The organism is Tahibacter sp., assembly GCF_032229445.1.
GTDB lineage: Bacteria > Pseudomonadota > Gammaproteobacteria > Xanthomonadales > Rhodanobacteraceae > Tahibacter.
Genome location: NZ_JAVTWC010000125.1, coordinates 89,340 through 101,026, shown reverse-complemented (window position 1 = coordinate 101,026; position 11,687 = coordinate 89,340). Strand labels below are relative to the sequence as shown.

Annotated in this window: 9 protein-coding genes; 7 read left to right on the top strand and 2 right to left on the bottom strand. The window is 68.7% G+C overall.

From position 1 onward, the window contains the following. Nucleotides 1-30: 30 nt before the first annotated feature. Nucleotides 31-1,998, top strand: a complete 1,968-nt coding sequence (locus RUU78_RS23840; protein ID WP_313920266.1) for a sulfatase-like hydrolase/transferase — start codon at nt 31-33, stop codon at nt 1,996-1,998. Nucleotides 1,999-2,081: 83 nt separating this feature from the next. On the opposite strand, the gene RUU78_RS23835 is transcribed toward RUU78_RS23840, so the two are convergent. Then, complete coding sequence (locus RUU78_RS23835; protein WP_313920265.1) at nt 2,082-2,597, bottom strand: GNAT family N-acetyltransferase; 516 nt, start codon at nt 2,595-2,597, stop codon at nt 2,082-2,084. Nucleotides 2,598-2,636: 39 nt separating this feature from the next. Next, nucleotides 2,637-3,521 carry a helix-turn-helix domain-containing protein gene (locus RUU78_RS23830; RefSeq protein ID WP_313920264.1) on the bottom strand — a complete coding sequence of 295 codons (885 nt, stop codon included), beginning with the start codon at nt 3,519-3,521 and terminating at the stop codon, nt 2,637-2,639. A 275-nt stretch (nt 3,522-3,796) separates the two neighbouring features. Between RUU78_RS23830 and RUU78_RS23825 the strand changes: the two genes are divergently transcribed. From RUU78_RS23825 to RUU78_RS23800, 6 genes are all read left to right on the top strand, one after another. Then, the gene (locus tag RUU78_RS23825; protein WP_313920263.1) at nt 3,797-4,276 is read left to right on the top strand and encodes a hypothetical protein; all 480 of its coding nucleotides are present in this window, start codon (nt 3,797-3,799) and stop codon (nt 4,274-4,276) included. Nucleotides 4,277-4,448: 172 nt separating this feature from the next. Continuing rightward, the gene (locus tag RUU78_RS23820; protein ID WP_313920262.1) at nt 4,449-5,384 is read left to right on the top strand and encodes a hypothetical protein; all 936 of its coding nucleotides are present in this window, start codon (nt 4,449-4,451) and stop codon (nt 5,382-5,384) included. A 29-nt stretch (nt 5,385-5,413) separates the two neighbouring features. Beyond that, complete coding sequence (locus RUU78_RS23815) at nt 5,414-6,103, top strand: hypothetical protein (RefSeq protein WP_313920261.1); 690 nt, start codon at nt 5,414-5,416, stop codon at nt 6,101-6,103. Nucleotide 6,104: 1 nt separating this feature from the next. Further along, nucleotides 6,105-8,372, top strand: a complete 2,268-nt coding sequence (locus tag RUU78_RS23810) for a serine/threonine-protein kinase (RefSeq protein WP_313920260.1) — start codon at nt 6,105-6,107, stop codon at nt 8,370-8,372. Between the two features lie 109 nt (nt 8,373-8,481). Continuing rightward, complete coding sequence (locus RUU78_RS23805) at nt 8,482-9,498, top strand: alpha/beta hydrolase-fold protein (RefSeq protein ID WP_313920259.1); 1,017 nt, start codon at nt 8,482-8,484, stop codon at nt 9,496-9,498. Nucleotides 9,499-9,942: 444 nt separating this feature from the next. Next, the gene (locus tag RUU78_RS23800; RefSeq protein WP_313920258.1) at nt 9,943-11,610 is read left to right on the top strand and encodes a tail fiber domain-containing protein; all 1,668 of its coding nucleotides are present in this window, start codon (nt 9,943-9,945) and stop codon (nt 11,608-11,610) included. Nucleotides 11,611-11,687: the final 77 nt, after the last annotated feature.

Genomic DNA, 11,687 nt, shown 5'->3' with positions numbered 1-11,687 from the left:
ACGTATTCCACTAACGTCGAAAGGGGAGCCATGAGCAGCCAACCTAGCCAACCGCGCCGACCGAACATCCTCGTCATTCTTGTCGACCAGCTGCGTTTTCCGCGCTTCGCCTATGGACCCGACGGCGGTTTTGCGCCCGCACTGAAGAACATTGTCGGCTTCCAGGGCGGCGACGCCGACCTCGATCCCTACCAGGAATATTTTCCGGGACTGACCGCGCTGCGCCGCAATGCCGTCGTGCTGCGCAAGCACACGATCGCCTCGTCGGCCTGCATCCCGAGCCGAGCCGCGCTGATGACGGGCCAGTACGGCACGCGCACCGGCGTGACCCAGACCGACGGACTGTTCAAGAACGGCGACGCGGAAAGTTTTCCCTGGCTCGCGGCCGACGGCATCCCAACCCTCGGCCACTGGTTTCGCGGCGCGGGCTACCGCACCCACTATTTCGGCAAGTGGCACGTCAGCAACCCGCCCGACCACAGCCTCGACGCGTATGGCTTCGACGACTGGGAGCTGTCCTGGCCCGAGCCGCACGGATCCAGCATCAACAACCTCGGCGCGTATCGCGATATCGGTTTCGCCGATCTGGTCTGCGGCTTCCTGCGCGGGCAGGCGCTGGGGCTGGACTACAACCGCAAGCTCGCCCAGCAATTGCAGAGCGTGCCGCTGGCACCGTCGCCGAAGCCGGAACAGAAACCCTGGCTCGCGGTCGCCTCGTTCGCGAATCCGCACGACATCGCGACCTATCCGGCACTACCGCGCGGCCTGGATCCGACCGCGCCGAAGTTCGGCCCGCTGACCGTGCCCGCCGCCGGCACGCCGGCCAATCCGCCAACGGCGGGCACCTTGCAGTTCGATCTGAATCCGCACGGCTTGCCGCAGGACAACGCGAAGATCGCGCCGACCACGAACGAGAACCTGCGCGACAACAAGCCCCACTGCCAGTACGACTATTCCTACAAGATGGGCCTGGCGCTCGCGAGCAAGACGGGCCTCAGCGCGAAGGAACAGGCCGGCCTCGATCCGGTCACCGCGGCGCTGCTGTCGGGCATTCCGTTCCAGCTCACCGCGAATCCCGAGGACGGCGCCACCAAGTTCCTGCAGTACTACGCCTGGCTGCAGCATCTCGTCGACGGACACATCCACCGCGTGCTGACCACGCTCGACGAGTCCGGTCTGCGCAACGACACCATCGTCGTGTTCATGGCCGACCACGGCGAGTACGGCGCGGCGCATTCGTTCCTCATGGAGAAATGGCATGCGGCCTATCAGGAGGCACTGCACGTTCCCGTGGTGGTGCAATCCGCGCGCTACAACGACAGCGACACGATGCGCCAGATCGACGCGCTGACCAGCCACGTCGACATCGTGCCGACGCTGCTCGGTCTGGCCGGCGTCGACGAGAACGAGGTCGAGCGCATCGCCGCGCAATTGCGCCAGCAGCGCCCGGTGCCGCCGTTCGTCGGCGCCAACCTCGCGCCGCTGGTACGCGGCGAGACTGACGTCGTCACCGAACCCGACGGCACGCCACGCGAAGGCGTGCTGTTCGTAACCGATGACGAAATCACCCAGCCGCTGAGCGGCACGGGCGATCCGCACCAGATCCACAACGACCGCGAGTTCGCGGTGTTCCTGGAACTCGTCGACGCCGTGCGCACCGGCGACAGCCGCGTGCCGCACAGCGGGCCGGTCAGCGACCTCATGCCCGGCCCGGTGCGCCAGCCCAACCACGTGCGCTGCGTGCGCTCGGGCGAGTGGAAGCTCGCGCGCTATTTCGACCCGAGCGGCGCGCACGCCGACCAGTGGGAGCTGTACGACCTCGACGGCGACGGCTGCGAAGCGGTCAACCTGCTCGTCACCGACGCGCCATTCCCGACGCCGATCGCCAATCCGCCGGCGCCGCATACCGATGCGGAAATTCGCCGCACGGCCGAACGGCTGCACAAGCTGCTCGATCGCTACGAGGCGGAAAAGCTGTCGTGGCCGAAGGCGGGTTGATCACACGCGAGAAGCCATCGTCGTAACGACAACCGCTGCAACCACAGGAAAAGCAGGCTGGGGCGAGCAACGCGAGCCCCAGCCTATGCAGAGACCTGCAGACGCAACCACTCTTCGCATTCCAGCCGCATCACCAGACAATCGTCCAACCCGAAGCGACGCGGCCCCACCGGCACGAAACCCAGGCGCGCATAGAACGCCTGCGCGCGTACGTTGGACGCGAGCGGATCGATGACGACGGCGCTGACCGCTGCATCGGCGAAGCAGCGCTGCAACGCCAGCTGCATCAGGCGCGTGCCGTGACCGCGGCCGAGATAGGCCGCTTCGCCGATCCAGATGTCGATCGCGCGCAGATCCGCGGCGATGTCGCCCCAGTAGTGACTGTCCTCGCGCGCCGGGTCGATGATCTGCACGAAGCCGATCGCGACGCCGTCGACTTCAGCGATGAGCTGTTCGCGCCAGTCGACCGCGCGCGCCAGTTCGGTTTCCCAGCCCCAGTCGTCGTTCGGATCCGATTCGAGCACATGCGGCTCGTCGTCCCAGTCACGCAGGCGTTCGAGGTCGGCCAGTGTCGCCGGCCTCAGCACTACGTTGGTCATGTCGATGCTCCTTGGCGAAGAAGTCGCCGGCAGCACGCATTACGCGGCCGTTCGCGCGGATGCGCGTCCCGTGCTGCCCGCAGCCGCGTCGATGTACTCCGACGACCCGGCCGATTCGTCAGCGGACGCCGCGCGGAACCAGTGTTCCGTCGCCGCGTCCGCCGGCACCAGGAATTCCACGCGCAAGCGTTCCACGCGCGTATCCAGCGGTGCATGCAGGCTCGCGATCACGACGAACAGCGCGAGGCGCACGTCGCCGAACCGATAGCGCAGCAGCACCACGGGCGCCGCCTGCGCGCCCGCGTCGCTCTGCAGCAGCTCGCGCACTTCGGGATTGGCTGCCAGACGCGCGACCAGTGCATCGAGTTCGGGCCGGCGCAGCTGCACGTGCTCGGCCATGTAGCGACGCAGCAGGCAGGCCGCCGCCTCGCTCCAGTTCTCCAGCCGGTCGCGCCGCGCGCCGGGTCGCAGCATGAGTTCGAACACGTTGTCGCGCGGCACGCTCACGAGCGGTTCGCCGCGCACCGCCGACCACAGTCGCGCCGCACCACGGTTGCCCTGCTCTATCCAGGCGCCATCGCGCAGCAGCAGCGCCGGAAACGGCTCATGCGTCTGCAGGAACGCGGCCATCGCGCGCTCGACCAGGTCGACCTCGACCTGCGACTGTGCGCCGCCTTCGAACACCGGCGCGAAACCGGCGGCGAGCAGTAGCTGGTTCTGCCGCGCCACATCCAGCCCCAGCGCCGCGCTCAGCGCGAGCACCACGCCACGACCGGGCCGCGCGCGACCGCTCTCGAGAAAGCTCAGGTGCCGCTGCGAGATGCCCGCGACCAGTGCGGTCTGCAGCTGGGAACGGCCGACGCGGCGCCGGCTCGCGCGCAGCAGATGGCGAAACGACTCGGCGGCAGGCAGCAGATCGTTCATCGTCGGGGCCACGCAGTGGAGCGAACATCATGCTAAGCCCACACGCGCCGCAAGTAGCCGGCGCAATGCAGCGCTTGCGCAGTGCTGCAACATGGTCGTCGCGGCTTCTGCGCACGCGCACATTCGTACGCCGTTGCACATTGTCCATTTCTTGCGAACTCGTCGCGCACGAACGGGGCTGCGGCTGAACGATTACCTGCGCGGTAATTGTCCGGCCGCGGCCGAGGCGCTGAGCTGGCGATGCGGCCGACCTGCGCCGCGCACGGAGATTTCGCATGAAAACCCTGATCGCTTCCAGCCTCGTCCTCGCCAGCCTGCTCGCCGCCACCAGCGCCGGCGCCACGTCGCATCCACGCTGCCGCGCGATACGCGGCGTCATCAACGACGTCCAGGTCACGGCCGGCTGCACCAGTCCCAGCGGCTTCTGCGCCGCCGGCACCATCGACGGCAATCGCGGCTTCCATGGCAGCACCTATTTCGTCATGGATGGCGCCGTGCGCGGCCCGGCGACGGCGCCCGGCACGCTGGCGACCTCGGGTCTTCTGACCTACACCTTCGGCAACGGCACGCTGACCGTGCGCGAAAGCGGGCTGTCGGGCCTCGTGCAGGACGGCGACGCCTACTTCACGGCGTTCCAGCAGGTGCAGTCCGGCACCGGCCGCTACGCCGGCGCGACGGGCTACTTCTACGTGCTTGGCCAGGCACTGCCGGACCACTTCGAAGCGGAAATCCAGGGGGAGCTCTGCACGCGCTGAACGCGCTGGAGGCGAAGTGAGGGAACGGGAGTGAGAAACGAGTGACGGCCAAGCACCGCGTCGCCGCATCACTTGTTTCTCACTCCTCTACCCAATTTCCTGATTTCCGCTGTCATCGTTGCCGCCCTGCCCGTATAGGACTCAGGCAAGTCCACTCACGCCGGAGTCTTCCATGTCCACGATCATCTGCCGCTTCGCCGCGGCATCGCTGCTGAGCCTCGGTAGCGCCTTCACGCTCGCCGCCGCTGCGACCGAAACCCACGATGCCTGGCGCAGCGCACAACAGGCGCGACTGGCCGCGCAGGACGACCGCGACAGCCGCATCGCCGCGGTGCTGCTCGCGCTGCCCGCCGACGCGAATGCGCCCGTTCCGGCCGCGACAACGGCGACGACCGATGCACTCGTGCAGGCCAATCCCGACGATGTGCTGTCGCTCTACCTCGCTGCACTGGTCTGCCAGTTGCAGCCGTCCTGCACGAGTGTGGCCTACGTCGACCGCCTGACCACGCAGGCGCCGGACAACGCCGTGCACTGGCTGCTGCGTCCCGCTGCTGCCGCGCCTGACGACACGCAGTTGCGCAACGCAGCGCAGGCGAGGAACGCGCAGCCGCATCTGGGCGAGCTGCGGGCCGTGCTCGGAAAGGCGCTGGGAACACCGACCGCGGCGACCGCAGCAGCGCGCGCCGCCGCGCTCGACGCGATACCGTTACCGCGTTTCGCGCCCGCGCTGAATGCCTGCAAGCGCGACGGTGCCGCGCGCCGCGAGGCCTGCATCACGCTGGGCCGTGCGCTGTTTGCCGACGCGCGCGGCAGCATCCTCTCGCGCATGATCGGCAGCGTGCTTCTGCGCCGGCTCGCCAAGGGCACAGCCGACGAGGTCGCCGCGGTGCAGTTCCGCCGCGACTACGTCTGGCTTGGCGAGCACCACATCGGCGAGGACACGCGTGACGAAGCGCTGCAGCAGGACCTCGTGCGCCACGGCGAATGGGAAGCCCTGCTGCGCGCCGCCGATCGCGCCGGTGTGGCGCGCACACCCGCCGCCGACTGGACCCCGGCCAATCCGCAGCAGCTGCTGCTGTCCGAGGAGCGCACGCCGGCCGGCGGCTAAACTGCACACAGCATCGCCGCAGGAACGCCATGCCCGCCTTCCCGACCACGCGCTGGAGCCTGATCCGTGCGAGCCAGCAGCCGCCGCGCGATGCCGCGGCGGCCTGGTCGGCGCTCGTGCGCGACTACCGTCCGGCCATCGTCGCCTACTTCCGCCGCGGCGCGCTCGCGCGCGATGCGGAAGATCTCGCGCAGGAGTTCCTGCTGCACTCCATGCAGGCCGGCTGGTGGTCGCGCGCCGACGCCGATGCCGGCAGCTTCCGCCGCTTCCTGCTCGCGCTGCTCAAGCGCTTCCGGCTCAACCGCGAGAACACCGCGCAACAGCGCCGCGAAGTGCTCGTCGACACGACCGGGCCGGGCGCTTTTCACGAACCTACCGCTGAGCAGGATTCGCCCGAAGCACAGTTCGACCTGCAGTTCGCGCTGTGCCTGACGCGCACCGCGCTGGCCGCGCTGCGCGAACGCTATGCGCGCGACGGCCGGGAGGCGCTGTTCGCGCAGCTCGAACCCTGGCTCGCCGAGGCACCGGCGCACGGTGAACTCGCCGCGCTCGCCGTGCGCCTGGAGATGCCCGCGAATACGCTGGCCGTGCAGCTGCGCCGGTTGCGCCAGCGCCTGCAGGAATCGATCCGCGCGGCACTGGCCGAGCTGTGCCTGGAACGCGCCCACGCGGATGCGGACCTCGCCGCGCTGCGCGACGCGCTGGCCCACGGGACATGACATGAGCACCTCCGACGACGATCTGCTGCGCCTCGCCCGGTCCGTGCTGCTGTCCGGCAGCGACGACGCCGCGTCGGCGCTCGATGCGCTCGATCTGGACGATCCGGCCCAGCGCCGCTTCGGCGACTACGAACTGCTGCAGCGCCTGGGCCGCGGCGGCATGGGCGTGGTGTTCCGCGCGCGCCAGCGCAGCCTCGGCCGCGACGTCGCGCTCAAGGTCATCGCGAGCGCGAGCGAAGATGCCGCTGCGGTCGCGCACCTGCTCGCCGAAGCGCGCGCCGCGGCGCAACTGCATCACCCGAACATCGTGCCGGTGTTCGACGTCGGCGTTGTGGACGATGTGCATTTTTTCTCCATGCCGCTGCTGCGCGGCACCACGCTCGCGCATACCCTGGCCGGACGCACGCTCACCGAAGCCGACGCGATCGCATTGCTGCTGACCCTGGCCGGCGCCGTCGCCTACGCGCACAGCCTGGGCCTGCTGCACCTGGACCTGAAACCGGCCAATGTGCTGCTGGACGACCAGGGCCGTCCGCTGATCGGCGACTTCGGTCTCGCGCGCACCTTCGACATCGGCAGCGGTATCGAGACGGCCGAATCCAGCGGCACGCCGGCTTACATGGCGCCCGAGCAGATCGATCCGCGGCTGGGCGCGCTGAGCCCGCGCAGCGACATCTACGCGCTCGGCGCGCTGCTGCACGAATTCCTGACCGGGCTGCCGCCGCACGGCGAAGGCGATGCATCCACGCTGCTGACGCGCGCACTGCACGGCACGAACGCCGGGCCGCGCGCGCGGCGGCCCGGACTCAGCGCCGACATCGATGCGATCTGTCGCTGCTGCCTGCAGCGCGATCCATCACGCCGCTACGCCAGCGTGGACGAACTCGCCGCCGATCTCGCGCGCTGCCGCGACGGCAACGACGTCAGCGTCCGACCACGGCGCTGGCCCGAACGCGCGTGGCGCGGCCTGCGCCGACATCCGGCATTGAGCCTGGCCATCGCCGCCGCGGTGTTCGCGCTGCTGCTCGGCCTGCTCGGCATGGGCTGGCAATGGCGCCGCGCAGAGACCGCGTTCCGCGCCGCCGAGCACGAGCGCGCCACCAGCGACGCGCGCGCCGACCGTCTGCGCCAGCTCGCCGGATTGCTGGCCGCGAGCTTTCCGGCCGCCGACATCGACGATACGGAACTGCGCCGCAGTGCGCGCAATGCGATTGCCTGGCTGACGCGCGAAGCCGGCAGCGACCCGACCGCGCAACGCGAGCTGCTCGACGCGTTCGCCCAGGCACTGCGCAGCGCCGGCAACGGCGAGGCGGTCGATATCCTACTCGACGAGATCATCCGCCAGCGCGGCGACGGCTATCGCCGCGAACAGCTCGCCGCATTGCTGGCACGCGGCGATCGCGACAGCCTCGTCGCGCTGCAGTTGCTGGCCGGCAACCAACCTGACGCGGCCAGCCGCGATCTGGCCGCGCGCGGTGCTGCCGCATTGTTGCGCGCACACCCTGACGACGCGGATGCGCTCTACGCGCTCGCGCTCGGCTGTAGCCTCGGGTCGATTTCCTGCATTGGTGACGAATACACCGCGCGCCTCGTCGCGTCGTCACCGGAAAACGCCGTGCACTGGATACTGGCGCCGCCCGGCGAGCCCGCCGCGCGCACACGGCAACGCCTGCACCACGCCGCCCGGGCCACGCAGTTCGACGACCATCTCGCCACCCAGGTGGCCTTGCTGCGCACGACGCTGGACCGCACGCCGCCGCCGGATGCGTTGCGCGTGCCACTGCTCGGCATGCTCGACGATGCGGAAATCCTGCCCTCGCTGCGCCGGCATGCGATCGACGCGGTGCCACTGCCACACTATGCGTCCGTCGTGGTGCTATGCCGCCCCGATCGGGAACCGGCGCGCAACGACGCCGCGCTGCGCGCCGACTGCAGCGCATTCTCGCGCCATGCGCTGAAGGCGCCGCGCGCATCGATCCTCTCGCGCATGGTCGCCAGTGCCATGCTGCGTCGCCTGCACAAGGGCAGTCCGATCGAACGCGAGGCGTTCGAGTACCGCCGGCAATATGTGTGGCTGGCCGAGACGGTTGCGCGGCAGCGGGTCGATCCCGAGCTGCTGCAGCGCGATCTCGCGCGCTACGGCGAGTGGGAAGCCTGGCTGCGTGCGGCCGATCGCAGCGGGATCGCACGCCTGCCAGACGCCGCCTGGGTACCGAAGAATCCGCAAAGCCTGCTGCTCAGTGAGGAACGCGGCAAGCCCGCACGCTAACGCGCAAACCGTCGCTGTGCCCGCGCTGAATTGCCGAAGGATCGCGACCCGGATGAGCGCACGCCGCCGCCTACAATCGCGCTCCTGCTTCCTCGCAGCCAGGTTCCGGATGCTCCACCCGCTACGCCTCATCCCTATCGCGCTCGGCGCGCTGCTCGCCGCCTGTTCCTCATCGCCACCGCCGCCACGCGCGTCCGCCGCACCAGCGGATGCCGACGCGACGGCGATCATCGCGGCGCCAGCGCCGCATGACACCGACAGTGCCGGCGATGACGCCAATGACCAGCGCTTTTCGTCGTACGCCCTGGCCAATACCGAAGTGCGCGAGATCCGCTCCGACCGCCTCGGACGTCGCTATCCGCTGCTCGTCAGCCTGCCGCGCGATTACGCCACCTCGGGCAGCAAGCGCTATCCCGTGCTGTTCATCACCGACGTCAACTACGCGTTCCCGCTGGTGCGCAGCATCGGCGCGATGGTCGGCGACAAGGGTGCCGGGCTCGAAGACTTCCTGCTCGTGGGCCTGGGCTACGCCGACGGCGACAGTCCGCCCTATTCCCGCCGCCGCGACTACACGCCGACGCGCAACGGTCCGCGCAACGCCGCGCCCGACGAATCCGGCCGGCCGCCGCTGCACGGCGAGGCCGAGTCCTACCGGCGCTTCGTCGCCGAGGAAGTGTTTCCGTTCGTCGAGGCGAACTACCGCGCCGACAGCGCCCGCCGCATCTTCGCCGGCCATTCCTACGGTGCGCTGTTCGGTGCCCATGTGCTGCTGACCGAACCGGCCATGTTCGAGCGCTACGTCCTCAGCAGCCCGTCGCTGTGGTTCGACCAGCGCGTGATGTTCGAGCGCGAGCGCCGCTACGCCGCGACGCATGCCGACCTGCCCGCCAAGGTTTTCCTCAGCATCGGCAGCTACGAAACGCTGGCGCCGAAATCCGGCGACCCGCGCTACAGCCGGACCCGGGACATGATCGCGGACCTGCGTGCGTTCGAGACGCAGCTCAAAGCCCGGCGCTATCCCGGCCTGCAGATCGAGTCGATCGTCGTGCCCGGCGAAGACCACCTGAGCGCCTATCCGGTAGCCATCACGCGCGGGCTGCGCTGGGCGCTGCCCGCGCCGCGCTGAAGCCGCGACCCGTCATCACAAAACTGAACCGGCACGCATGCCCGCAGACGCCTATGGTGGGCGTCGCCCACTTTGTGCGCTGTGCTGATCTGCAGCGCTGCGAAACTGCGCTAGGGAACCTCTGAACGAGGAAGAGCGCGTCTCGGCTTTTGAGTCCGGGGAGGTGAACAGTGATCGCTCAGAACCTCTGGTTCTGATTACTCTGAACGCCCAGCGTGCCGGGCGGCCAAAGGCCTGTAACGCGGGCGTTCGGAGGGGTGAGGAGGGATCGATCAGAACCTCAGCTTACGATCGCTCTGAACGCCCGACGGACCGGAGTGTGGAACTGGCGTAGATGCCAGAGCAGCACTCTGAAAATGTGTTCCGAACTTCACTAACTACTGGCGGGACCTACCCCCGGCCATTTGCAGGCCGACCAGGTTCCGCATCGACCGGGAGAACACCATGGCTAGTCTGAATTTCCAGCGGCGCACCGTCGCCGCCGCTCTGACCCTCGCACTGAGCCTCGGCACGGTTGCCGCCTTTGCGGCCGGCGCGAATCCCGCCGCTGGCGGCGTACAGCTCGCGCCGGGCATCAGCGCACCGGCCTACCAGCTTCGTGTCACCGGGCCTGCCGGCTTCCTGTTCGAGCGTACCTTCGTCAACAGCCAGGCCGTCGGCGTCGACGCGCCGGCCGGCGGCTGGATCGACGGCGACTATCGCTACGAGATCATCGGCGTGCAGACCTCGACGCGCCGTCGCGGCGACGACGAAACCACCAGCGCACGCAACGCCCAGCTCAGCGAGAGCGGCACCTTCGCCGTACGCGGCGGCGTGGTGCAGGTAGCCGATGGCGTATTCGCCTCGCGCCTGGACAACGGCCAGAACGCGTCGCCCGTGCCGAACGACCAGGTCATTGCCGACGATCTCATCGTGCAGGGCAGCACCTGCGTCGGCTTTGACTGCGTCAACAACGAGAGCTTCGGCTTCGACACGATCCGCCTCAAGGAAAACAACACGCGCATCAAGTTCGAAGACACCTCGACCGGCGCGTTCCCCGCCACCGACTGGCAGCTGACCGCCAATGACAGTGCTTCCGGCGGCGCGAACAAGTTCTCGATCGAGGACGTCACGTCGGCGACCGTTCCCTTCACCGTCACGGGTGGCTCGCCGAACAATTCCATCTTCGTCGACAGTACCGGCCGCGTCGGCTTCCGCACGGCGACTCCGGTGCTGGACCTGCACATTTCCGACACCGACACGCCCGCGCTGCGCATGGAACAGACTGCCGCCGGCGGCTTCACCGCGCAGACCTGGGACGTGGCCGGCAACGAAGCGAACTTCTTCGTGCGCGACGTCACCAGCGGCAGCCGCCTGCCATTCCGCATCCGTCCGGGCGCGCCGACCAGCTCGATCGATATCAACGCGAGCGGCAGCGTCGGCGTCGGTACCGCCTCGCCCAGCGTGCGCCTCCACGTTTCCGGCAGCGACGGCACGACCACGCAGATGCTGGTGCAGGAGAACAACGCGACCGCCACGGGACGCGACCTGCTGCGCCTGGAAAACAAGGGCCCGACACGGCTGCGCCTGAAGAACACCAACACCGGCAACGAGTGGAGCCTCAACGCGCACGATGCGGATTTCCGCATGACGCCGGCCGGTTCGGCCACGGTCGCGATGACGATCTTCCCGACCGGCAACGTGACCATCGCCGGCACGCTGACGCAGAACTCCGATCGCAACAGCAAGGAAAACTTCCGCGACCTCGACCACAAGGCGCTGCTGCAGAAGATCGCCTCGCTCGACATCACCGAGTGGAACTTCAAGTACGAGAATGATGCGATCCGCCACATCGGTCCGATGGCGCAAGACTTCCACAAGATCTTCGGCCTCGGCGAACGCGAGGACGGCATCGCCCCGCTCGACACCTCGGGCGTCGCGCTGGCCGCCGTGCAGGGCCTGCAGAAAGAACTCGCCGACCGCGACCGCCGCATCAGCGAACTCGAATCGCGGCTCGAACGCCTCGATGCGCTGACCCAGAAACTCGCACGCAACCAGGACGCGCAAGTGCAGGCGATCCCCGCCTCGCTGGCCGGACACTGCGATGCAGAGCCGGTCAACACCGGCCTGTAAAAACGGATCCGACGTGGTTCCTGAACCGCCCCTCGTGGGCGGTTCTTTTTTGCGCCGCGCCCGAACGTAGCGCGCTG